Annotated in this window: 21 protein-coding genes and 1 pseudogene; 6 read left to right on the forward strand and 16 right to left on the reverse strand. The window is 67.3% G+C overall.

Going from position 1 to position 21,954, the window contains the following annotated elements; all coding sequences use genetic code 11:
* The 9 genes and pseudogenes from PV761_RS14095 to PV761_RS14135 form a co-directional block, all read right to left on the reverse strand.
* A pseudogene (locus tag PV761_RS14095) lies at window positions 1-153 on the reverse strand (3-oxoadipyl-CoA thiolase); the annotation flags it as partial.
* On the reverse strand, window positions 150-590 hold the full coding sequence (pcaC, locus tag PV761_RS14100; RefSeq protein WP_347897626.1) for a 4-carboxymuconolactone decarboxylase: 441 nt from the start codon (window positions 588-590) through the stop codon (window positions 150-152). The gene pcaC and the pseudogene PV761_RS14095, both read right to left, overlap by 4 nt.
* Window positions 587-1,405, reverse strand: coding sequence for an alpha/beta fold hydrolase (locus PV761_RS14105; protein WP_347897628.1), 819 nt, complete (start codon window positions 1,403-1,405; stop codon window positions 587-589). The genes pcaC and PV761_RS14105 overlap by 4 nt, the downstream gene beginning before the upstream one ends.
* The gene (locus tag PV761_RS14110; RefSeq protein ID WP_347897630.1) at window positions 1,398-2,885 is read right to left on the reverse strand and encodes a lyase family protein; all 1,488 of its coding nucleotides are present in this window, start codon (window positions 2,883-2,885) and stop codon (window positions 1,398-1,400) included. Before PV761_RS14110 ends, PV761_RS14105 begins: the two co-directional genes overlap by 8 nt.
* A complete protein-coding gene (gene pcaG, locus PV761_RS14115) occupies window positions 2,882-3,472 on the reverse strand; it encodes a protocatechuate 3,4-dioxygenase subunit alpha (protein WP_347897632.1) in 591 nt (196 codons plus the stop codon). The genes PV761_RS14110 and pcaG overlap by 4 nt, the downstream gene beginning before the upstream one ends.
* Window positions 3,465-4,373 (reverse strand): protocatechuate 3,4-dioxygenase subunit beta, encoded by a 909-nt coding sequence (gene pcaH / locus PV761_RS14120; protein WP_347897634.1) that lies wholly within the window; start codon window positions 4,371-4,373, stop codon window positions 3,465-3,467. Before pcaH ends, pcaG begins: the two co-directional genes overlap by 8 nt.
* A gap of 45 nt (window positions 4,374-4,418) precedes the next feature.
* Window positions 4,419-6,395 carry a TIM barrel protein gene (locus PV761_RS14125; protein ID WP_347897636.1) on the reverse strand — a complete coding sequence of 659 codons (1,977 nt, stop codon included), beginning with the start codon at window positions 6,393-6,395 and terminating at the stop codon, window positions 4,419-4,421.
* Window positions 6,395-7,276: a shikimate dehydrogenase gene (locus tag PV761_RS14130; protein WP_347897638.1), complete on the reverse strand. Its 882-nt coding sequence runs from the start codon at window positions 7,274-7,276 to the stop codon at window positions 6,395-6,397. The genes PV761_RS14125 and PV761_RS14130 overlap by 1 nt, the downstream gene beginning before the upstream one ends.
* Before the next feature lie 166 nt (window positions 7,277-7,442).
* Window positions 7,443-8,183 (reverse strand): IclR family transcriptional regulator, encoded by a 741-nt coding sequence (locus tag PV761_RS14135; protein ID WP_347897738.1) that lies wholly within the window; start codon window positions 8,181-8,183, stop codon window positions 7,443-7,445.
* A gap of 358 nt (window positions 8,184-8,541) precedes the next feature.
* On the opposite strand from PV761_RS14135, the gene PV761_RS14140 reads away from it, so the two are divergent.
* Window positions 8,542-9,861, forward strand: a complete 1,320-nt coding sequence (locus PV761_RS14140; RefSeq protein ID WP_347897640.1) for an MFS transporter — start codon at window positions 8,542-8,544, stop codon at window positions 9,859-9,861.
* Between the two features lie 170 nt (window positions 9,862-10,031).
* On the opposite strand, the gene PV761_RS14145 is transcribed toward PV761_RS14140, so the two are convergent.
* The 4 genes from PV761_RS14145 to PV761_RS14160 form a co-directional block, all read right to left on the reverse strand.
* Complete coding sequence (locus tag PV761_RS14145) at window positions 10,032-11,114, reverse strand: ATP-dependent DNA ligase (protein WP_347897642.1); 1,083 nt, start codon at window positions 11,112-11,114, stop codon at window positions 10,032-10,034.
* A 70-nt stretch (window positions 11,115-11,184) separates the two neighbouring features.
* The gene (locus PV761_RS14150) at window positions 11,185-12,558 is read right to left on the reverse strand and encodes an NAD(P)(+) transhydrogenase (Re/Si-specific) subunit beta (protein ID WP_347897644.1); all 1,374 of its coding nucleotides are present in this window, start codon (window positions 12,556-12,558) and stop codon (window positions 11,185-11,187) included.
* Window positions 12,555-12,851, reverse strand: a complete 297-nt coding sequence (locus PV761_RS14155) for an NAD(P) transhydrogenase subunit alpha (RefSeq protein ID WP_028271409.1) — start codon at window positions 12,849-12,851, stop codon at window positions 12,555-12,557. The genes PV761_RS14150 and PV761_RS14155 overlap by 4 nt, the downstream gene beginning before the upstream one ends.
* The gene (locus PV761_RS14160; RefSeq protein WP_347897647.1) at window positions 12,851-14,023 is read right to left on the reverse strand and encodes a Re/Si-specific NAD(P)(+) transhydrogenase subunit alpha; all 1,173 of its coding nucleotides are present in this window, start codon (window positions 14,021-14,023) and stop codon (window positions 12,851-12,853) included. Before PV761_RS14160 ends, PV761_RS14155 begins: the two co-directional genes overlap by 1 nt.
* A gap of 137 nt (window positions 14,024-14,160) precedes the next feature.
* Between PV761_RS14160 and PV761_RS14165 the strand changes: the two genes are divergently transcribed.
* The 3 genes from PV761_RS14165 (at window position 14,161) to PV761_RS14175 (ending at window position 17,255) form a co-directional block, all read left to right on the forward strand.
* The gene (locus PV761_RS14165; RefSeq protein WP_347897649.1) at window positions 14,161-15,147 is read left to right on the forward strand and encodes a TIGR03885 family FMN-dependent LLM class oxidoreductase; all 987 of its coding nucleotides are present in this window, start codon (window positions 14,161-14,163) and stop codon (window positions 15,145-15,147) included.
* Entirely contained in the window at window positions 15,144-16,835 is a 1,692-nt protein-coding gene (locus PV761_RS14170; RefSeq protein ID WP_347897651.1) for an alpha-amylase family protein, read from the forward strand. The genes PV761_RS14165 and PV761_RS14170 overlap by 4 nt, the downstream gene beginning before the upstream one ends.
* 183 nt (window positions 16,836-17,018) lie before the next feature.
* The gene (locus PV761_RS14175; protein ID WP_028271406.1) at window positions 17,019-17,255 is read left to right on the forward strand and encodes a hypothetical protein; all 237 of its coding nucleotides are present in this window, start codon (window positions 17,019-17,021) and stop codon (window positions 17,253-17,255) included.
* 5 nt (window positions 17,256-17,260) lie between these two features.
* Here PV761_RS14175 and PV761_RS14180 read toward each other — a convergent pair whose 3' ends face one another.
* Genes PV761_RS14180 through PV761_RS14190 form a run of 3 tightly spaced genes read right to left on the reverse strand, consistent with a single transcriptional unit; the run spans window position 17,261 to window position 18,951 of the window.
* Entirely contained in the window at window positions 17,261-17,548 is a 288-nt protein-coding gene (locus PV761_RS14180) for a MoaD/ThiS family protein (RefSeq protein ID WP_028271405.1), read from the reverse strand.
* A gap of 9 nt (window positions 17,549-17,557) precedes the next feature.
* Window positions 17,558-18,691 carry an exo-alpha-sialidase gene (locus PV761_RS14185; protein WP_347897654.1) on the reverse strand — a complete coding sequence of 378 codons (1,134 nt, stop codon included), beginning with the start codon at window positions 18,689-18,691 and terminating at the stop codon, window positions 17,558-17,560.
* A 59-nt stretch (window positions 18,692-18,750) separates the two neighbouring features.
* Window positions 18,751-18,951, reverse strand: a complete 201-nt coding sequence (locus PV761_RS14190; RefSeq protein ID WP_028271403.1) for a hypothetical protein — start codon at window positions 18,949-18,951, stop codon at window positions 18,751-18,753.
* Between the two features lie 232 nt (window positions 18,952-19,183).
* Here PV761_RS14190 and PV761_RS14195 point away from each other — a divergent pair, with 232 nt between their 5' ends.
* The gene (locus tag PV761_RS14195; RefSeq protein ID WP_347897656.1) at window positions 19,184-21,514 is read left to right on the forward strand and encodes a CHAT domain-containing protein; all 2,331 of its coding nucleotides are present in this window, start codon (window positions 19,184-19,186) and stop codon (window positions 21,512-21,514) included.
* Window positions 21,511-21,870 (forward strand): CU044_2847 family protein, encoded by a 360-nt coding sequence (locus PV761_RS14200; RefSeq protein ID WP_051628915.1) that lies wholly within the window; start codon window positions 21,511-21,513, stop codon window positions 21,868-21,870. The genes PV761_RS14195 and PV761_RS14200 overlap by 4 nt, the downstream gene beginning before the upstream one ends.
* Window positions 21,871-21,954: the final 84 nt, after the last annotated feature.

Consider the following 21,954-nt stretch of genomic DNA (forward strand, 5'->3'; position numbering starts at 1 on the left):
CTCGTCGATCCGCTCAACATCGAGCTTCGGAGCCCGCTTCACGATCTCACCGATCACATGCGCGGCAAGATCATCCGGCCGGACACCGGCAAGGCCCGAGCCGAACTTCCCAAACGGGGTGCGCACGGCATCGTACACAAAAGCCTGGTTCATGAGGTTGCATCCATTTCTTTAAAAACCTGTTGCGCGGTCTTGAAGGCGGTGTTCGCGGAGGGGACTCCGCAGTAAATGGCGGTCTGGAGCAGGATTTCCTTGATCTCGTCCCTGCTGAGGCCGTTGGTGATGGCTGCGCGGACGTGCATGGCCAGTTCTTCCCAGTGCCCGTGCGCCACCATCGCGGTGAGGGTGACCGCGGAGCGCATCTGCCGGGTCAGGCCTGGACGGGTCCAGATGCCGCCCCAGGCGATGCGGGTTATCATGTCCTGGAAGTCCTCGGTGAAGGCGTCCTTGTTGGCGTTGGCGCGGTCCACGTGCGCGGCACCCAGCACCTCGCGGCGGACCACCATGCCGCCGTCGTAAATTTCCTGGCTGGTGGCGTCCGGCTGGACCACGCCGTGCCGCTCTGTGCCTGACACTTCTGCGCCGCTCACTTGGCTGCTCCGCTGGTTTCGCTCCAGGTAATCAGGCTCTTCAGCAACTCGGCAACGTGGGCGGGCGCCTCGGCCGGAGCCAGGTGTGCCACGCCCTCGAGCGTCACCGCGTTTGCGGTCCCGCCGCCGGCGGTGATGCCGTCCGCGATTTCCTTGGCGAACGGCGGCGGAACCACGGAGTCCTCCGCGCCCGCCACGGCCTGGGTGGGAACCCGGATGCTGCCCAGCTCAGCGCGGACGTCGAATCCGGCCAGGGCTTCGCAGCAGAAGGCGTAGCTGAAGCGGTCGGCGTCGCGCAGGGAATGCAGCAGGCGGCTGCTGACCTCGGGCTCACGGTCCATGAAGCCGGCGGCGAACCAGCGCTGCGCCGAACCCTGGATCATCACCGCGGTGCCCTGGGTGCGGACGGTCTCGGCGCGTTCCAGCCAGCCTTCGGGCGTGCCGATCTTGGCGCCGCTGCACTGCACGGAGAGGCTCTTGAGGCGTTCGCCGTGCTTGATGCCCAGCTGCAGTCCGGTGGCCCCGCCGAGGGACACGCCCGCGTAGTGGAACCTCTCGCCCGGGGCGATTGAGTCGACAAGGTCGACGACGGCGTCAGCCAGTTCGGCGACGTCGAACGTTTCCGTCGCGGCCGGTGAGACGCCGTGGCCGGGCAGGTCCCAGGCGACGACGTCGAAGTCGGTCCCGAGCAGGGCGCCGGCCTGCGTCCACAGCACTGAGGACGTCCCCAGCGACGGCCCCACCACCACGAGGGGCTTGTCCCCCAGCGGTCGCTGCGGGGAGAGCAATACTGCCTTGACTGTGGGTCTAGCCACGGGAGTCTCCGTTCAGGTCTTTTTGGATAGGGATGCGCGCAAAGTCGGGGTAGGCAGCCAGGATGCGGCGGGAAATTTCGGCGGCCTGCCCCAGGTAGCTGGCAGGATCCAGGAGTTCTTCCAGCCGTTCATCGGACACCGCACTGGCGGGCACGGTCTCGCGCAGCAGGCGGCGGTACGTTCCGGGCTGTTCTTCGGGCGGTGCCTGGAGCGTACGGTCCACCACCTCCTGGAGCTGCTGTTTGCCGTTCCTGCCGTCCCGTTCGTCAAGCAGCGGCGCCACGGCGGCGGACACTCCTTCGCTGAGCAGCAGCGGCCCGGACAGCTCCAGGTTGCGGCGCATGGCATCCGGGAATACCTGGACGCCTTCGGCGAGCTCGCGCAGCTGCCCGGCCGCGCCGAGTGCCAGGCGGAGCAGCTGGCGGAAGGCCGGCCATTCACTGTGCCAGGCGCCGTCGGGACGCTCGTCGTTGAAGTTGGCCGCTGCCAGGTGCAGCTGCGCGGCCAGGTTCGGGGCCTGTAGTGCCGCGCTGCGGACCAGCACGGACAACACCGGGTTCTGCTTCTGCGGCATCGCCGAGGACACTCCGCGGCCGGCAGCCCGGGGTTCGGCGAGCTCGCCCACTTCCGGCCGGCTGAGGAACAGCACGTCGGAGGCCATCTTGCCCAGGGCATCGGTGACGCCGGCCAGGGCATCGCCCAGCGACGTCAGGGCCAGCCGGTTGGTGTGCCACGGCCCGGGCGCTGCCGCCAGGCCAAGGTGCGCGGCGAGGTTGCTGGCCAGGTCGAAGGGCGTCTCCACCGAGTCCTTGGTGAGCACTGTTCCGGCCGCCAGCGTGCCCGCGGCGCCGCCGGTCTGCAGCGGCAGCTCCACGGCCTCAAGGCGCCGGGCCGCAGCAGCCAGGCCATGGAACCATTGCGCCGCCTTCAGCCCGTACGTAAACGGCAGCGAGTGCTGCGTCAGGCTCCTGCCGACGCACAGCGTCTCCGCATGCTGCTCCGCCATGTCCGCCAGCGCCGTCGTGATTCCACGAAGGTCAGTCAGGAGCGCGGCAACGGCGTTCTTTGCCAGCAGCATCAGCGCCGAATCCAGCACGTCCTGGCTGGTCAGCGAGGCGTGAACCGCGCGCAGCGCACCAACACTGCCACCCGAGCCGGCAGCGTCCACGCCATCCGTATCCAGTGCCTTGACCTCGGTACGGAGGTCGGTGAGCAGCGGGATGACCGGGTTGGCGCCGCCTTGTGCGCGGACAGCGATGCCCGCCACGTCATAGCGGTCCACGTCCGCCGCGGAAGCCACGACGGCGGCGGAGCCGGCCGGCGCGAGGCCGGCCTTCTCCAGCACCGATGCCCAGCCGGCCTCGACGGCGAGAATCGCCGCCAGGACAGCCCGGTCCCCCGTCAGCGCCGCCACCGAAGGCGACGCCGACACGGGACTGAGGAGCCCGACGTCGCCGTCGGACAGGTGGGAAGCAGTCACTGGGAGGCGCCCTCGAAGTCAAGGAAAACGGTCTCGCCCTCGCCCTGCAGCCGGATGTCCCAGGTGAGTCCGCCGTCGGCGTCGCGGCGCGCAATCAGCGTGCTGCGGCGTTCGGGGTCCAGGGAGGAGAGCAGCGGATCAGCTGCCAGTGCTTCCTCGTTCTCCGGCAGGTACACACGGGTGAAGAGCCTGTTCATCAGGCCGCGGGCAAACACTGCCACCGAAATGAACGGAGCCGCCGCTGGTTTTCCGGGGACGGGCTCGGTGGGGCCGGGATTAACCGTGGTGAAGGTGTAGACGCCGGTGTTGCCCACCGCGCTCCGGCCGAAGCCGGTGAACGTGTATCCGTCGCGGACCAGTGAGCCGGTGCGGTGCACCACCTTGCCCTCGGAATCCGGCTGCCAGATTTCCAGGATCGCGTCCGGGATGGGGTGTCCGGCGCCGTCGTACACGGTGCCCTGCAGGCGGATGGACCCGGGTGATCCCGGGGCCAGCAGCTCGCGGTCCTTCTCGTACGGGAGGGCGTAGCCGTAGAACGGGCCAACGGTCTGGCCGGGGGTGGGGGTCAGCTTCGTGGTGTTACTCATTCTCGTCACCTTCTGTGCCGAAGGCTTCGTTTTCGGTCCAGGTCCGCTTGGAGCCCGTCAGGACGATGTCCCACTTGTAGCCGATCGCCCACTCGGGCTTGGTGAGGTCGTGGTCGTAGGTGGCCACCAGGCGGTCCCGGGCATCCTGGTCCACGATGGACTGGTAGATCGGGTCCAGCGGGAAGAGCTGGTCACCGGGGAAGTACATCTGGGTGACGATGCGCTGGGTGAACTCCTGCCCGAACAGCGAGAAGTGGATGTGCGCGGGCCGCCAGGCGTTGAGGTGGTTCTTCCACGGGTACGCGCCGGGCTTGATGGTGGTGAAGCTGTAGGAGCCGTCGGCCCCGGTGATGCAGCGGCCCACGCCGGTGAAGTTGGGGTCGAGCGGGGCGGGGTGCTGGTCCCGCTTGTGGATGTAGCGGCCGGCGGAGTTGGCCTGCCAGATCTCCACGAGCTGGCCCGCCACGGGACGGCCGTCACCGTCGAGCACACGGCCGGACACCAGGATGCGTTCGCCCAGGGGTTCACCGTTGTGCTGGATGGTCAGGTCCGCTTCCAGCGCGTGCACGTCCATGTGTCCGAAGGCCGGCGAGTACAGCTCGATGGTCTCCGGATCCGCGTGGTGCAGGTCCTTGGTCGGGTGGCGCAGGACGCTGCTGCGGTACGGTGCGTAGTCCAGCCTGGGCTGGATCTCCGGCTTGGCGCCGTTCTTGAGCGCCGCCGCGTAGGCCTCGCCGATCGACTTCATCTCGGCGCTGAGGTCCGCCTGCGATTCCGCAGCGGCATCAAGCGGCGCGGAGGTCTTCGGTGCGGCTTCGGTTCCGGCCTGGCGCGCCGCGTCCGACACGTCTTCGGTAATCGGGTCGGCGTTGAAAATCTCAAGGTTGATGTCTTCAGGCACAGCAGCCTCCTTTCAGATATTGATGGTTGGAGATGGTTGGTCAGTTCAGGTGGTCCGGCCCTGCTGGTGCAGGTAGTCGTACTGGACGGCGTGCCGCACCGGCGCGTTGGGCGCGCCGTAGCCGTCGTAGCCGCCGCGGCGTTCCACCACTTCGAAGAACACGCTGCCCACGGTGGCGGTGTAGAAGTGCAGGAACTCGCCGTCGGCATCACGGTCGTACAGGAGGTTCAGCTCCCGCAGCGTGGCCAGGAACGCGGGATCGAGGTCGAACCGGGCGTCCAGGTCCTCGTAGTAGTTGGCCGGGATCTGCAAGAAATCCAGGCCCCGGGCCCGCGCTGAGCGTGCGGTTTCCACGAGGTCGTCCACGGCGAAGGCGATGTGTTCCTGGTAGGTCTTCCGGTGCGCAGTTCCGGCCTCCGCACCATCCTGCTGGATAACGGGTGCGAGGTTCAGGACCAGGCGCACGGCGCGGTCGGCCGTCAGCATCACCTGGGAGCGCACCAGCCCGCTGGGGCTTGGCACCTCCGCGAACGGCTGCGGTTCCAGTGCCAGGGCGCTGGTGTAGAAGAGCACGGCTTCGTCAAAGTGCTGCCACGGCTGGGCGAGGTTCACGTGGTCAATCACGGCCCTGCGTCCGCCGGCGGCCGGGATTTCCAGGCCTTCTCCGAACTCGCGGGGCTCGCCGAATTCGTTGATCCAGGCGGCGGTGCCGTCCGGGCTGCCCTGGCAGAGGAAGATTTCGGTAGAGTCCGGCGCGGCGAAGCCCTGGAAGACTTCTTCGTTGGCCTGGCTCTTGCGGGGCACGGCGGGAGCCTTGAGCTGCTGGGCGCGGGCGGCGGCAATCACGGGCGAATCGACGTCAAAGCCGAGGGCTGCAATCGCGGGTGAAGAGTTAGAGCCGGCCCCGCCGGACGGATCCTGCTCGTTGATGATCACGCGTGCGTGGCCCATGCTCCACAATTGCACGTCTTTGGTGCGGTGTCTGCCGTTGAATTCAAATCCCAGCTGGCCCAGCACCTTCTCGAGGCCTGCAGGGTCGGCGGCTTTGACCTCGGCGAAGTTGAAGCCTGCCGGTTCGGCCACCTGCGGGAGCGTGGCCAGTTCCATGGGATAGCGGCGGCGGCCGGGGGCCGCATGCCCACCAACAGCTCCGCTGACGCCGGGTCCACCAACAGCGGCACTGTCCGTCCGGGCGTCGTTGGCGTCCAGCCACTTGGCGCTCTGCTCCTCCAGCCAGATCAGCGACCGCATGGCGTCCACGGCGGTGCGTTCGACGTCGGACTGGCGGAAGACGTCGTTGAACACCTCCAGCGACACCGGTCCGGTGTATCCGGCACGGACCACGTGGCCCATGAATTTGGCGAGCTCAAACTGGCCCTCGCCCGGGAAGACGCGGTAGTGCCGGCTCCAGGACAGCACGTCCATGGAGAGCTTCGGGGCGTCCGCCACCTGCACGAAGAAGATCTTGTCCGCGCTGAACGCTTCAATCGGCGCGGTATCCCAGTCGCGGGAAAGAATGTGGAAGGAGTCCAGGCAGGTGCCCAGGTTCGGGTGGTCCACGGTTTCCACCAGGCGGTGGGCGTGCTCGTAGTCGTTGACGTATTTTCCCCAGGCCAGCGCCTCGTAGGCCACTTTGACGCCGTGGTCCCCGGCGAGTCCGGCCAGCCGGGCGAGCTGTTCGGCGCGCAGGGAATCGTCGTCGACGGTGGCTGTGCCGACGTTGGAGCAGACCAGGATCGTGTCCATGCCCAGGCGGGACATCAGCTTGAACTTGGCCTCCGCCCGGCGCAGGTTGGCGGCGAGGACGTCTTCAGCAACGCTGTCGAAGTCGCGGAACGGCTGGTAGAGGTCCAGCGTCAGGCCCAGGTCTGCGGCCATCTTCCGGATCTCCTCCGGGCTCAAGGAGGACGTCACGAGGTCCTGCTCGAAGATTTCAATGCCGTCGAATCCCGCGATGGCGCAGGCCTGCATTTTTTCCTTCAGCGTGCCGGACAGGCACACCGTCGCGATTCCGGTGCGCATCAGGCAGCCACCTCTTCGGCGGCCACGAGCTCCAGGAAGTGGGCGCGCATGCGGTCCGCGTCCGGCTCCAGCCCGGTGAAGATCCTGAAGGCGTCCGCCGCCTGGCCCACGGCCATGCGTCCGCCGTCGAGAACTTCGCATCCCTTGGCGCGGGCCTCGCGGACCAGCTCGGTTTCGATCGGGCGGTAGACGATGTCCGCCACCCAGTGCCGTGATTCCAGCAGGGACAGGTCCAGCGGAACGCCGGGGTGAGCTGCCATGCCCACGGGGGTGCAGTGCACCAGACCGTCGGCAAGGGGCATCAGCTGCGGGAGCTCCGCCGTCGTGCGTGCGGTGACGGTGCTGCCCGGGAAGAACCCGGCCAGTTCGGCGGCACGCGCGGCGCAGCGGGCGGCGTCCGTATCCACGAGGTCAAGGTGGCGGACGCCGGCGCTGAGGAGGGCGTACGCGACGGCGGATCCCGCGCCTCCCGCGCCCAGCTGGACCACACGGTCAAGCTTGGCGTCCGGGAGGCCGGAGGCGAGGGCGGCCGCGAAGCCGGAGAAGTCCGTGTTGTGGCCGATGAAGCGGCCGTCGCGGATGGTCACGGTGTTGACGGCTCCGAGGCGGCGGGCGTCCGGCGACACTTCGTCGAGGTGGTCCAGGACCAGCTGCTTGCACGGATGCGTGATGTTCAGCCCGTTGAAGCCGAGGCGGTGCGCGCTTTGCAGGAGATCGCCCACGGATTCACCGGGCAGGCCCAGCTCCAGCAGGTCGATGGGGCGGTAGAGGTACCGCAGGCCCTGCACATCGCCTTCGCGCTCGTGCATGTGGGGCGTGAGGGACGGCATGACGCCATCACCCACGAGGCCCACCAGAAAGGACTCTGCTCGATTGCTCATCCGTTTAGCTCCTTTGACAACGGCATCCGGCGGACCGGGGCGCACTGGGCGCCAGCGGTGTGCCGGGTGGTAGGGATTACAGTACAGGAAAAGTTCACATATTGCACCGATGTTCTTATGACGAACAAATTACGACGACGGCGCATGGCCCCGCGGGCGGCGCACCTCATCGCTGCGGCAGCCTTGCGGCCAGTTCGGAAGCGGCTTCCTGGAGTGCGGGAACGAGCGCCACCAGGTCCTCCAGGCTGAGACGGAAGACCGGCACCGCCGCGGCCAGGGACGCAAAGGCGTAACCCTGGGCATTGAAGACGGGGACGGCCACGGCACGCATGCCCAGCTCGTTCTCCTCGTCCATGACGGCGTAGCCGCGCCGGCGGACCTGGTCTATCTCGGCGCGAAAGGCATCCCGGTCCGTAATGGAAAATTCCGTCAGCGGGTCAAGCGGCAGCTCCTCCACCAGCCGCTTCCGCTCGGAGTCCTCGGCAAAAGCCACCAGGGCCTTGCCCACCGACGTGGTGTGAAGAGCGCCAAGATGCCCCGGATCACTCGTCACGCGGAACGTCTGCGGTCCATCCACTTTGTTGACCGTCAGGTGATGGTTTCCGTCGCGGACGGAGAGGATGGTGGCCTCCCCGGTTTTCTCCGTGACCCGGCGGAGGATGGGCAGCGCCGTGCCGGCAAATCCGTGATGGTTGGAGACGCGCTGGCCCAGCTGGAAGACGCGCAGGCCCAGGTGGTAGCGGCGGCCGTCCGGCTCATAATCCACAAACCCGTCCCGCGTGAGCGAGCCCAGCAGGCGGTAGGTGGTACTGAAGGGGAGCTCCGCGCGGCGGGACAGCTCCGCCGCGCTGGCTCCCCGCGGCTCATCGCCCAGCAGGACGAGAAGGCCCAGGGCCTTGCCCACCATGTCCGTGCGGGAGTCATCCTTGGCGGCCCTGGACGAGTTCGCCTCGTTGGCCGTGGCCGGGGCTGCAGCTACTGCGCCCTCAGGCTCTGTGTTTTGGTTCACACTCATAGCTCGATGTTGCCACATTGTGAAAGCTATTTCTAGATGGTGATTATTTTTCTTGACAAGTGACAGCCCTCACAGCCATCATTGCTGTATCGCACAAGTAGCTCTCACCATGCGGCTACTCGTCCGGGTCTTCACAAGGACCACCGGCCGCCGCCACGAATGCCTCCGTCAGAGACGGAGGGCTGGAGACAGGCGGCAGCTGCGAAAATCCTGATCCATCCGCGACAATGTCGTCACACAAAGGAACACCATGAGCCAGACACTCCCGTCCACGACGCCGGGCACCGTTGCACCGGCCGGGACCCCGAAGAAGGCAGCCCTCGCCAGCTTCCTGGGAAGCGCCGTCGAGTACTACGACTTCTTCATCTTCGGTTCCGCCGCAGCGCTGATCTTCCCGCACGTGTTTTTTCCCAGTGCTGATGCCAATGCCGCCATCATGTCCTTCGCCACCTTCGGCTTCGCCTATGTGGCACGCCCGGTCGGCGCCGTCGTCCTGGGCCACTTCGGTGACCGTGTGGGCCGGCAGAAGGTCCTTATGTTCACCCTCGTGCTGATGGGAGCCTCCACCTTCCTCATCGGCTGCCTCCCCGACTTCAACACGGTGGGCTGGTGGGCTCCCGCCCTGCTGGTGCTCGCCCGCCTGTGCCAGGGCCTCTCCGCCGCTGGCGAGCAGGCAGGCGCCTCGTCCATGACCCTGGAACACGCCCCGGACAACCGCCGCTCCTTCTTCACGTCCTGGACCCTCACCGGCACCCAGGGCGGCCAGATCCTCGCCGCGCTGGTCTTCATCCCCGTGCTCGCCCTGCCGGACGAGATCAAGTACGGCATCGGCTGGCGCATCCCGTTCTGGCTCAGCGCCGTGGTGGTCATCGTGGCCTTCTTCATCCGCCGCACCCTGCACGAACCGCCGGCCTTCGCCGAAGCACAGAAGTCCGCCGCCATCTCCAAGCTGCCGGTTGCCGACCTCCTGAAGCACCACTGGCGCGACGTCCTCCGGGTTGTGGCCTGCGCCTTCATCGCCGCCGTGTCCACCGTTTTCGGCACCCTGGCCATCAGCTACGCCAAGACCGTGGCCGGCGTGGACGGCACCACCACCCTGTGGCTTGTGGTCGGCGCCAACTTCGTGGCCCTCGGCACCCAGCCGCTGTTCGGCATGCTGGCGGACAAGATCGGCCGCAAGCCGGTGTTCATCTACGGCGCCGTGGCCAGCGCGATCCTGACCCCGGTCTTCCTGCTGAGCCTCGAGTCAGGCAGCGTCCCGCTGATGTTCCTGGCCGCCATCGGCTTCTTCTCCTTCGGCTACGCAGCCTCCAACGCCGTCTGGCCGTCCTTCTACGCCGAGATGTTCAGCACCAAGGTCCGGTTCTCCGGCCTGGCCATCGGCACCCAGCTCGGCTTCCTGATGGCCGGCTTCGCCCCGGCGATCGTGGCCGCAATGGGCGGCATCAAGCCCGGCGGCTGGGTCCAGATCAGCATCTTCACGGCCGTCATCTGCGGCATCGCAGCAATCTCGGCCCTCACGGCCAAGGAATCCTTCAAGACTCCCACCCGGGAGCTCGGCCTGAAGTAGCAGCGGCAGCGCGGAAGCCGCCGTCGTGACCCTCTATTGATAGTCACAATGGTTCCGACACGGCGATTCCCTGATCTTCCGACCGGATGCACACATAAGAAGGTCACGACGGCGGCCCGTCCCCTTTGGGGGGCGGGCCGCCGCAGTTTGTCCGGGCGTTTGCGGCCGGATCAGGTGGCGAGCACGTCGTCGAGATTGTACTTCACGGGCTCTTCCAGCTGATCGTAGGTGCAGGATTCCGGCTCGCGGTCCGGCCGCCAGCGGACGAACTGGGCGGTGTGGCGGAACCGTTCACCTTCCATGTGGTCGTACTTCGCTTCCAGCACCCGCTCGGGCCGGAGCGGGATGAACGACAGGTCCTTGCCCGCGCTCCACCGGCTGCCTTCGGCGTTCCGCGGCGTCCGGCTGCCTTCCTCCTGCTTGGCCCAGGCCCAGGGGTGGCCGTCGAAATCCGTCACCAGGGGCTGGAGTTCCTCGAACAGGTCCTTGCGGCGCTGCATCGGGAAAGCGCCCACCACGCCCACGCTCGCCAGGACGCCGTCGCCGTTGTACAACCCCAGCAGCAAGGACCCGATCCGGTCCGGGCCGCTGGTGTGCACGCGGTACCCCGCCAGGACGCAGTCCGCGGTGCGTTCGTGCTTGACCTTCAGCATGACGCGCTTGTCAGGCTGGTAGCTGCCGTCCAGGGCCTTGGCCACAATCCCGTCCAGGCCGGCTCCCTCGAACTGGTGGAACCACTGTTGCGCCGTGCCGTTGTCCCGTGTGGTGGCGGTCAGGTGGACCGGCGCGGAACTGTCCGCAAGGGCCTTCTCCAGCATGCTCCGCCGCTCTGAAAACGGCCGTCCGGTGAGGTCCTCGTCGTCAAGCGCCAGCAGGTCGAATGCCACAAACTTTGCCGGCGTCTGCGCCGCCAGGAGCTTCACCCGGCTGGCTGCGGGGTGGATCCGCTGCTGGAGCGCTTCGAAGTCGAGCCGGTCACCGGAGGCACCCACCAGGACGATCTCGCCGTCGAGCACGCAGCGCGGCGGCAGGTTCGCCTTCAGCGCCTCCACCAGTTCGGGGAAGTAGCGGGTCATGGGTTTGCCGTTGCGGCTGCCGATTTCCAGCTCGTCGCCGTCCCGGAAAATGATGGACCGGAAGCCGTCCCACTTCGGTTCGAAGCTCCATTTCGGGCCGGAATCCGGGACTTCGGGCAGGGAGCTGACGGCTTTGGCCAGCATGGGCGCGATCGGGGGCATCACCGGCAGTTGCATAACGCCCATTCTTACCCGCCGGTACGCGCCGCACCACCCCTTCGGCGGTGTCCGTTGCGCGGCCAGGCTGCTACAGGGCCTTGACCGCCCCAAGTACCTTGGTCAGCGAATCCTTGGCGTCGCCGAACAGCAGGGTGGTCTGCGGTTCGTAGAGCAGTTCGTTCTCGATCCCGGCGAAGCCCGGCCGCATGGAACGTTTGAGGAACACCACCTGCCGGGCGTCGGCCACTTCCAGGATGGGCATCCCGTAGATGGGCGAGCCGGAGGACGTCTTCGCCGCCGGGTTGACCACGTCGTTGGCGCCCACCACCAGGGCGACGTCGGCGGTCTTGAACTCCGAGTTGATCTCGGTCATTTCCTTCAGTTCCTCATACGGCACGTTGGCCTCCGCGAGGAGCACGTTCATGTGCCCCGGCATGCGGCCGGCCACGGGGTGGATGGCAAAGTCCACCTGGATTCCGCGGAGCTGCAGGGCCTTGGCCAGTTCCGCCGCGGTGTGCTGGCCCTGGGCTACGGCCAGGCCGTAGCCGGGAACGATGATCACGCGCTGCGCGTAGCCCAGCAGCACGGCGACGTCCTCCGCGCTGGACGAGCGCACCGGCCGCTCACTGACGGCGGTGGATCCCGCCGTCGAGCCTCCCCGGAACGCCCCGAAGAGGATGCCCGCCACGCTGCGGCCCATGGCGGCAGCCATGGCCCGGGTCAGGATGGTACCGGAGGCGCCCACCAGGGTGCCTGCCACGAGCAGCAGCACATTGCCCAGCACCAGGCCGGAGGCCGCGACAGCCAGGCCGGTGAAGGCGTTCAGCAGCGAAATGACGATCGGCACGTCCGCGCCGCCCACGGGCAGCACCAGGAAGATTCCCGCGGCGAGTCCCAGCACCAGCAGCGCCAGCGCCAGGGGCAGCGAACCGGTCAGGACGACGGCGGCCCCGGCACCCGCCGCTGCCAGCAGCACCGCCGCCATGATCACAGGCAGGCCCGGGAAGACCACCGGCTTGGTGGTCATGAGCTCCTGCAGCTTGGCGAAGGTAACGGCGGAGCCGGCGAAGGAGACCGCGCCCACCAGCAACGTGAAGGAGATGGCCAGCCGGACCCAGGCGTCCTCCGTGTGTGCCAGTTCAAGGAGCGCCACAAGGGCAGCGGCGCCGCCGCCCACTCCGTTGAAGGCGGCCACGAGCTGGGGCATCTGGGTCATCTTCACGCGCCGGGCCACGGGGGCGGCCACCGCGGAGCCGACGGCGATCGCGCCGAGGATCCAGGGAATGTTGTCCAGCCGCGCCGAGAGGAACACACTGGCCACGCCCAGCACGGCTCCCGCGGCACCCACGAGGTTGCCGCGGCGCGCGGTGCGCGGTGAGTTCAGGCCCATGAGGGCGAGGATGAACAACACTGCCGCCAACAGGTACAGCAGTCCCGTCCAGGCCGGGTCCAGGATGCTCATCGCGGACCCTTCCCGTCCCTGCGGCCGCGGAACATCTCCAGCATCCGGTCCGTCACCACGAAGCCGCCCACCAGGTTGGCGGTGGCCAGGACGACGGCCAGCAGCGCCACGGCCAGTACCCACGGGTCGGCCGCCTGACCGGCCACAATGATGGCGCCCACCAGGATGATTCCGTGGATGGCGTTGGCGCCGGACATCAGCGGTGTGTGCAGCGTGCTGGATACTTTCGAGACCACCTCAAAGCCCACGAAGACCGCCAGTACGGTGATCGTGAGCAGGCTGATGCCGTCCATCAGGCCACTCCCTCGTTGTCGGGCTGTTGGTGCGCGGCAGCGAGGGCTTCCGCCGTGGGCGCGTGCCGGACCTCGCCGTCGTGCGTCAGGCAGGTGCCGGCCACGACTTCGTCGCCGAAGTCCAGGGTGAGCGCGCCGTCGCGGACCACCAGGGCGAGGAGGTTGGCAACGTTCTTGGCATAGAGCCGGGAGGCATCGGCCGGCATGGCCGACGCGGCGTCCTTGAGGCCCACCAGGGTCACGGTGCCCTGGCCGTCGGCGGTATCCACCTGGATCTCCTGGCCGGGGACCGAGCCTTCCACGTTGCCGCCGAATTCCGCGGCGAGGTCCACCACCACGGAGCCGGGCCGCATTCCCTGGACCATCTCCCGGCTCACCAGGAGCGGTGCCCGCCGGCCGGGGACGGCCGCCGTCGTAATCAGGACGTCCGCCTGGGCCACATGGGGTGCCAGAAGCTGGCGCTGCAGGGCACCGCGGTCCGCGCTGAGCTCGCGGGCGTAGCCGCCGGACGCTTCGGCCGTTTCCAGGTCCAGTTTGATGAAGGTGCCGCCCATCGAGGCGACCTCGTCCGCCGAGGCGGGCCTGATGTCGTTCGCCGAAACCCGGGCGCCCAGCCGCTTTGCCGTGCCGATGGCCTGCAGGCCTGCCACACCCACGCCGAGCACCAGCACGCGCGCCGGCGGGATGGTCCCGGCGGCTGTCATGAAGAGCGGGAAGAAGCGCGGCAGGCGGATGGCCGCCTCCAGTACGCAGCGGTAGCCGGCCACCAGGGCCTGGGAGGACAGTGCGTCCATCGACTGGGCGCGGGAAATCCGCGGCACCAGTTCCAGCGCGAAGGATGTCACCCCGGCATCCGCCAGGGCCCGCACCGTGGGCAGTTCGGACGACGGCGACGCGAGGCCAGCGGTGACGGCACCGCGGCGCAATGCCGCCGCCGTCGTTGCTTCCAGCGGCCCTACGTGGGCGAGGATATCGAGGGATCCGGGGTCCAGTTCGGGAACGATCCGCGCGCCTGCCCGGGCATACTCTGCGTCACTGTGGCCGGCCGCGGTTCCCGCGCGGGATTCAACCAGGACCTCGAGTCCCAGGCCCATCAGTTGCTGGACCGTCTCCGGGGTCGCGGCCACCCGTCGCTCGCCTTCGCGGCGCTCCCGCGTAATGCCTAGTTTCACCCGCCACTCCCTTTCCAGCGTCATCGCTGTCCGGTGTCCCGCTGTCCCGGGTCGGTATGGCTAGAGTCTATGCAGAAAGACCCGGTTCCGCCGGTGCTTTCCTCGACACACCTCCGCCACGCGGGTAGACATGAACGATGGCAACTATCGGTTTTCACGCATCGCATGAACAGATCAGCCCGGGCCAGCTTCTCCAGGACGTCCAGCTCGCCGAGCGGGCAGGCTTCGGTGCCGCCATGTGCTCGGACCACATCGAGCCCTGGTCCGCCCGGCAAGGCCATTCGGGCTTCGCCTGGTCCTGGCTGGGCGCCGCACTGGCCACAACCTCGCTCCGCTTTGGCGTGGTCACAGCACCGGGCCAGCGCTACCACCCGGCCATCATCGCGCACGCCTCGGCCACCCTGGCGGACATGTTCCCCGGGCGGTTCTGGATGGCACCGGGAAGCGGCGAGAACATGAACGAGCACATTACTGGCGATGCGTGGCCGGCCAAGGAAACACGCCAGCAGCGCTTGGAGGAGTGCATTGACATCATCCGCCGCCTGCACAACGGCGAGGAGGTGACGCACCACGGCCTGGTCACGGTGGAGCAGGCCCGCATCTGGGACGTCCCCGCGACCAAGCCGCCGCTGATCGCGCCGGCGATCAGCGTGCAGACCGCCCGGCGCGCCGCCACCTGGGCTGACGGCCTGGTCACGGTGAACCAGCCGCACGCGAAGCTGAAAGAGATGCTCGACGTCTACCGGGACAACGGCGGCCGGGGGAAGGCCGTGCTGCAGATCCACCTGTCCTGGGCGCCGCGGCAGGAGGATGCGGTTTCAATTGCCCTGGACCAGTGGCGGTCCAACGTTTTCGCCCCGCCCATACCCTGGGACCTGCCCACCGCGGCCCACTTCGACGGCGTCAGCACCGACGTCGGCGAGGACCAGGTCCGGAAGGCCGTCAACATTTCCGCCAGCCTGGACCAGCACGCCACATGGCTGCAGGAGTATGCGGACCTGGGCTTCGATGAGCTCTACCTGCACTTCGTCGGCCAGGAGCAGAAACCCTTCATCGAGGCGTTCGGCGAAAGCGTGCTGCCCCGGCTGCAGGCCGGCAGTGCGATCCGGGAGGTGACGGCATGAGGATTGCGGAGACGTCCGATCTGTGGTGGAAGAACGCCGTGATCTACTGCCTGGACCCGGAAACCTTTTTCGACGACGACGGCGACGGCACCGGGGATTTCGGCGGCCTGATCCAGCGCGTGGACTACTTGGCGGCCCTGGGGGTCACGTGCATCTGGCTCATGCCGTTCTACCCCTCGCCGGACCGGGACGACGGTTACGACATCACCGACATGTACGGAGTGGACCCGCGCCTCGGCACCATGGGCGATGTGGTGGAGTTTGTCCGGACGGCCAAGGACCGGGGAATGCGGGTGATCGCGGACTTTGTCATCAACCACACCTCGGACAAACACCCCTGGTTCAGGGAATCCCGGAAGTCCGTGGACAACCCCTACCGCGACTACTACGTGTGGCGGAAGGACACTCCCCCGGACACGTCGGAGCAGGTGGTGTTTCCCGGCGAGGAAACGTCCATCTGGACCCAGGACAAGGCCACCGGCGAGTGGTATCTGCACATGTTCGCCAAGCATCAGCCGGACCTGAACGTCGCCAACCCGAAGGTCCGGGACGAGATCGCCAAGTCGATGGGCTTCTGGCTGCAGCTGGGGCTGGACGGTTTCCGGCTGGATGCCGTGCCGTTCTTCCTGGAGCTGCAGGGCGTGTCCAAGGAGGACGCGGCGAAGATCGATCCGCACGACTACCTGGCGGCGCTTCGCAGCTTCGTCAACAGGCGGAACGGGAGTGCCGTTCTCCTCGGCGAAGTAAACCTTCCCTATAAGGACCAGCTGAAATACTTCGGCGGCCCGGACGGCAATGAGCTGAACATGCAGTTCGACTTCCTGAGCATGCAAAACCTGTACCTGTCCCTGGCCAGGGAGGACGCCCGCCCGCTGGCCAAGAGCCTCGCCGGCAGGCCGGCGATCCATCCTGACAACCAGTGGGCCATGTTCGTCCGCAACCACGATGAGCTGACGCTGGACAAGCTCACGGACGAGGAAAGGGCCGAGGTCTTCGCGGCCTTCGGGCCGGACCCGGACATGCAGATGTACGGCCGGGGGCTGCGGCGCCGCCTGCCGACGATGCTCGACGGCGATCCCGCCCGGATCCGCATGGTCTATTCCCTGATGTTTTCCCTCCCGGGAACACCGGTCCTGTTCTACGGTGAGGAGATCGGGATGGGTGAGGATCTGCGTGCCAAGGGCCGCTCCGCGGTGCGCTCCCCCATGCAATGGAATGACACGGCTAACGGCGGATTCTCCACGGCGCCGGCGGACAAGCTGGTGGCCCAGGTGGTTGACGGCTACTTCGGGCCGAAGAACATCAACGCTGCCCACGCCAAGCGGGACCCCGACTCGTTGTGGAATTTCATCGCGGCGCTCATCCGAAGCTACCGCGAAAGCCCGGAGCTGGCCTGGGGCGACTTCGAACTCATTAAGCAGCCCCATCCCGGCGTGCTCCTGCACAGCTGCACCCGCGCCGGTTCCACACTGGTCCTGGCACACAACATGGCCGCACAGCCCGCGTCCGTCACGGCAAAAGTCTCGTCCCCGGAAGATCCTGCGGAGAACTTCGCGGGGGCCGTCCTGCTGGACCTGCTCGACGGCGACAACGTTCCGCTGGCGGACGACGGCGGCTTCGACCTGGAGCTGGAGCGCTACGGCTACCGCTGGTTCAGGATCCAGCACCCCGCCGACCGGCGGATATAGCACAGGCGGATCTAGCATCGGCGGATAGGTGCCGGTGGGTGCTTTCCGGGCGGAAACAGGGTGGGCGCGGAAAACTAACGCGCCCATTACCGGCATGAAACGCGGCGGCAACAATGGCGCAGGACACTGGATGTGCCGGCAATTGCAGGCAACAGCACAAGCTCCAGCTCAGGAGGCCCCGCCATGTTGAAGGAAGCCAAAACCCATGTAACCCGTGTTCGTGCCCTGGACCAGTTGCACCGCGGCGACGAGATTGAAGCCCGCCTGTCCGTGGGCCCCAGCTATGACGACGTGGTGATCCGCCGGGGCCGCGTGCAGGAAACTGCGCCGGGCATCGGCGTCGTGTGGATCATGGACCGTCAGACCGGGATGCGCAAAGCAATCAATACGGATGAATGCAGCGTTTGGCGAGTAGCCTGAGCCCTTCAGCCGCCCGCCACGGACTGGATGATCACCACTTCCTGGCCGGCAGCCACTTCAGTTTCCAATCCCCGCAAGCGCCGGACCTCGTCCCCGTTCACGTAAATATTCACGTAACGGCGCAGGGCACCGGTTTCATCTCTCAACCGCCTCGCAAGGACCGGATAATCACCGGCCAGCGAGTCCAGCAAGATCCCCACAGTCACCGCCCCGTCGGCGGGCGTAGTCAAGATGGACTGCCCGCCGGCGAGCGGCTGGAGGATGCTGGGAAGCACCACGCTGATGTCAGCCACAACGGACCCTTAAGCGGGTACCGGGGCGCCAGGCACCAGGGCCGCGGACACCACGGCCGCGCGGACACACAGGACGTCCGGCAGATGTGACGCCACTTCGGTGAAGTGCTCGCCCTCGTCCGGGCTGGCGTAGACCGAGCCACCGCGCGTTCCGAAGTGCACCCCGGCCGGTTCCGCGGAATCCACCGAGGCAGCGTCACGGAGCACCGCGTTGTATTCGCCCTGCGGCAGCCCGGAATCAAGGCGCTTCCACGTCTTCCCGGCATCGTCCGTCCGGTGCACGGCCAGCTTGGCATCCGGCGGGATGCGTTCGCCGTCGGCTTTGAGCGGGACCACCCACGCGGTGCCTGCCCGCCGCGGATGCGTCAGCATCACAAACCCAAAATCTGCCGGAAGGCCTTCCGCGATCGACTCCCAGGTCTCGCCGTTGTCATCGGTGCGGTACACGCCGTGGTGGTTCTGCGCGTAAAGGCGGCCCTCGACGGCGGCATCCGCGGCGATCTTGTGCACGCACTGGCCGAACTCGGGGTTGGGATCCGGCATGAAGTACGCCGAAATACCCCTGTTCCGGGGCTCCCAGGAGGTTCCGCCGTCGAGCGACCGGTACACGCCGCCCGTGCTCATCGCGACGTGCACGTTCTCCCCGGAGGGATTAACCACGATCGAGTGTGCGGCCGCGCCGCCGTACCCGGCACCCCATTCGCTGCGGTGCGGATGGTCCCAGAGCCCGCGGTTGAGTTCGAAGTGTTCGCCGCCGTCGGTCGATTTCCACACGGAAATGGGCTCGGCGCCGGCCCAGACCACGCCGGGGCGGGCTTCGGCGTCGGGGTAGATCTGCCAGATGCGTTCCACCGCGGCGTCAGTGCCCTCCGGGAACTTGATGGCACCCTGCTCCGGCTCGGTCCAGGTGGCACCGAGGTCATCCGAATGCGCAACGGTGGGTCCCCAGTGCTCGGAGCGGACGCCCACCATGATCCGGGTACGCCCGTTGCGGGTGTCGATGCCGATGCTGGGGACTTCGCTCATCAGAAAATGCGGGCCGGACATGGACCATGCCTGCCGGTCGTGGCTGGTCGCCAGCCACAGCCCTTTTTTGGTTCCGATCGCTAGGACATAACTCTCTTCGGTGGCCATGCACCCCATGCAACCACTCCCGCCCGGAGGCTGCAATGGTTTTGACGCGGGTTTATGCGTGCTGGCGGTCAGTCCACGAATTCAGACTGGGTCTCGATGAAGTCCCAATCCGCGTTCGTGAGGACTCCGGTTGCGGTGTCAGGGTGCGGGCCGCCGGCCTCGGCAATCCCCTGCAGCACAGGCAACGGCAATTCCTCCATCCGCAGGTTCTCGCGCAGCCACTCCTTGCTGGCCAAGTCCAGATCAAGCCACCACATGTAGATTTCCACCGTGGACCACCTCTCCCTATGCCTCAACGTTATTCCGCGGCAAAGGGGTGTACAAGGGCCCAACGGCCGTGGCGCCCGCCTCCCCGGACACGCAGCCGCGCACCCCTTGTGCCGGCAGTCCCGCTGCGCCAATCTTGTCTTGTAGGGCTGTCCGGCACCGGAACAACCGGCACCGAACGACCGGAACCGAACGTCCGCTGTGGGGATGCCGCACTGCGCTGAGAAGGTTGCCATGGACGGTGACATAGAACTCGAACTTGCATCAGGCTCCGAGCGGGGCGAGTACACAGTGCGCGTGGTTCAGGCGCCGGCCGGGGGAAACGCGTCGGGGGTGTTCAGGCTGGACGTGGACCGGATCCTGGCACGCCGCACCGAATTGGAGTCCACCGTCCTGGCTTCCGCCGTGGCTGCCCGGCGCACCACGCCGGTGGCAGAGCTGCCAGTGCGGGGAGTGGGGCAGGAACTCTTCCAGGCCCTGTTTACCCGTGAGGTCTATGGAACTTACCGGGCCAGCCTGGGCGCCGCCCAGCACAGCGGCCAGCAGCTGAGGGTGGTGCTGCGGCTCGCTGCTCCTGAACTGGCGGCGATGCCGTGGGAAATGTTGTTTGATCCGGAAACCGAAAGCTACCTATGCCAGACGGAGCCGCTGCTCCGCCATATTCCCGCACCGGACTATCACCTGAACCCGCTGGAAATCGTCCCTCCGCTGAGGATCCTTGGCCTCATAGCCTCCCCGCGCGACCTTCCGCCGCTGGACGTCGAAGCGGAACGCGACCATCTTGCGGCGGCCTTGGCGGGCCCGGTTTCCGAAGGCAGGATTGAACTCGTGTGGGCGCCGGGCGGTGCGTGGGACGAGATCCAGTCGATGCTGCTGGACGGACCCTGGCACGCAGTCCATTTCATCGGCCACGGTGACTACGACGCCAGGAACGATGAAGGCCGGGTTGCCCTGGTGGGGGCCGACGGCCGGGCCTCGATGGTGCGGGCCATCCGCCTGATGGCCCTGCTGAGTGTTGCCGTACCCCGCCCTCGCCTGGTGGTCCTGAATTCCTGCTCCTCCGGCGAAACCGGCCGGGAGGATCTCTTCTCCGGCACAGCTTCCACCCTGGTCCGCAGCGGCATCAGTGCGGTGGCAGCGATGCAGTTCGCCATCAGCGACGGCGCCGCGATCGCCTTTGCCCAGGGCTTCTATGCCGCGATCGCCAACGGACGCGGCGTGGACGAGGCCGCCCGCGTCGGGCGGATCTCGGTCATGGGAAGCCCTGACGGACCCCTGGAATGGGTGACGCCGGCGCTGTACGTCAGGGGCGGCGACACAGCCCTGTTCAACTTAAAGGCACCACCCCGCCCCGCCGTGGGGGAAAAGGCCGCAGCGAAGGAGCCGGCCACGGGCACCTCCGCAAACAGCACGGCCGGATCAGCGGAGCCGTCCAGTGCCCGGATCCGGCAGGCGGAGCTCCGCGCGCTGTACGTGCAGGCCTGCGCGGAACTCAGGACCAAGCATTATCCGGTGGCCATCGAGTTGTTCGATGACCTGCTGACGCTTGACGGCAGTTACCGCGACGCGGCCCTGCTCCGCGCTTCCGCTGCGCAGCACCTGGAACATTCCGAGGCGTACCGCCACGCCAGGGAAGCCGAAGACGCCGGAGATTGGACGGCCGCTGCCGACGGTTACGCCGCAGTGCAGGAGGATCCCGACTTCCCCGACGCCGCCGCCCGGGCCCGGGAATGCGCCAAACGGCAGCGGACAGCCGACCTGCAGGGTGAGATGGAGTATCACGCAGGCAGCCGAAACTGGCAGGCCGTTGTGGACGTGGCGGCGGAACTGTATGCCCTGGATCCCGCCGCGTCAGATCCGGCCGGACTGGCGACGAAGGCGCGCAACGAACTGCGCCGCGAAAACGACGCTTTACGGGCCGCGGAGAAAACAGCCCAGCGGACCGCCCGCCAGGCTGCACCGGCCCCGGGCAGCGCAGCCGGCCCTGCACCGGCACCACAGTCGAGGCCCGCGCCGGCGGCATTGGATTCCAGGTTCCTTGCGGCCGGCGGGATTGTCCTGGCCCTGGCCGGGGCACTCCTGGCAGTCTTCTTCGCCTACCTCAAATGGGTCGACATGGACTGGTGGTATTCCGGCGGGGAAGTCAGCGTGCGTTTCGTCTACGCAATACTGGCGCCAGCGGGTTACCTCCTGCTCCTGCTCGCCGGCCTGCCTGATCGGACCGAAAGGGGGCGCGTGACGCTGGCGGTAGCGGCCGGAGCCGGTGCGCTGCTTGGCGTGGTGGGCGTGGAATCGGACCTTCTATGGGCTGCAACGGCCGCCACGTTGTTCCAAGCACTTTTCGGCGCATGGGCAGGCATTCTGGCCATCCGCGCTGCCAACACACCGGCCCTGGCCGGCTGGCTTCTCCTGGTCTGCCTTGCCACGCTGCCGCTGATGTGGCTCCCGGGCGATGACCTGTCGGCCAGGGCGCTGGTGCTAATGGTGCAGAACGCAACAGTCGCCGCCGGCGGTCTGATTTTCCTGGGACTGGCCCTCAGACAGAATTGGAAGGACGAGAGATGACGCGCCTGGTGGAATTTCCGACGAACGACGGCGGAACCGTGCTCCTGGAAGTTTCAGACAACACCGGCGGGCTGGTGACGCGCGGCGGCGGACAGAGCAGCGTTTTCGCCCGGGCACAGCAGACCTTTGAGCGCGCCCTCAGCAACATCCGGCCGGCGGTCCAAGGCGTCATTGATGAGCTCACAAGCCTTCCCGACAAACCGGACGAGGTCTCGGTCAAGTTCGGCCTGGACCTGCATGCCGAGGCCGGCGCCTTCATTGCCGCGGCCAGCACCAGCTCCAACTTCACGGTAACGCTCACCTGGCGCCGCCCCAAGCCGGCGCGGGAGGCTGCGGACGAGGACGAGCCGGACTAAGACCGCCCGGACTGAGGCGGCCCGGACCGGGAACCGTCCGGTGACCCGGCGGCCGGGGATGCTGTTCAAGGGATGCCCCCAGGG

It is taken from the genome of Arthrobacter sp. CC3 (assembly GCF_039907775.1).
In the GTDB taxonomy this organism is placed as follows: domain Bacteria; phylum Actinomycetota; class Actinomycetes; order Actinomycetales; family Micrococcaceae; genus Arthrobacter.

Excerpts from the sequence above, each read along its gene's own strand:
- pcaG (WP_347897632.1), bottom strand. The coding sequence starts at position 3,472 with ATGAGTAACACCACGAAGCTGACCCCCACCCCCGGCCAGACCGTTGGC.
- PV761_RS14125 (WP_347897636.1), bottom strand. The coding sequence starts at position 6,395 with ATGCGCACCGGAATCGCGACGGTGTGCCTGTCCGGCACGCTGAAGGAA.
- PV761_RS14130 (WP_347897638.1), bottom strand. The coding sequence starts at position 7,276 with ATGAGCAATCGAGCAGAGTCCTTTCTGGTGGGCCTCGTGGGTGATGGC.
- PV761_RS14135 (WP_347897738.1), bottom strand. The coding sequence starts at position 8,183 with ATGGTGGGCAAGGCCCTGGGCCTTCTCGTCCTGCTGGGCGATGAGCCG.
- PV761_RS14140 (WP_347897640.1), top strand. The coding sequence starts at position 8,542 with ATGAGCCAGACACTCCCGTCCACGACGCCGGGCACCGTTGCACCGGCC.
- PV761_RS14145 (WP_347897642.1), bottom strand. The coding sequence starts at position 11,114 with ATGCAACTGCCGGTGATGCCCCCGATCGCGCCCATGCTGGCCAAAGCC.
- PV761_RS14150 (WP_347897644.1), bottom strand. The coding sequence starts at position 12,558 with ATGAGCATCCTGGACCCGGCCTGGACGGGACTGCTGTACCTGTTGGCG.
- PV761_RS14155 (WP_028271409.1), bottom strand. The coding sequence starts at position 12,851 with ATGGACGGCATCAGCCTGCTCACGATCACCGTACTGGCGGTCTTCGTG.
- PV761_RS14165 (WP_347897649.1), top strand. The coding sequence starts at position 14,161 with ATGGCAACTATCGGTTTTCACGCATCGCATGAACAGATCAGCCCGGGC.
- PV761_RS14170 (WP_347897651.1), top strand. The coding sequence starts at position 15,144 with ATGAGGATTGCGGAGACGTCCGATCTGTGGTGGAAGAACGCCGTGATC.
- PV761_RS14175 (WP_028271406.1), top strand. The coding sequence starts at position 17,019 with ATGTTGAAGGAAGCCAAAACCCATGTAACCCGTGTTCGTGCCCTGGAC.
- PV761_RS14185 (WP_347897654.1), bottom strand. The coding sequence starts at position 18,691 with ATGGGGTGCATGGCCACCGAAGAGAGTTATGTCCTAGCGATCGGAACC.
- PV761_RS14195 (WP_347897656.1), top strand. The coding sequence starts at position 19,184 with ATGGACGGTGACATAGAACTCGAACTTGCATCAGGCTCCGAGCGGGGC.
- PV761_RS14200 (WP_051628915.1), top strand. The coding sequence starts at position 21,511 with ATGACGCGCCTGGTGGAATTTCCGACGAACGACGGCGGAACCGTGCTC.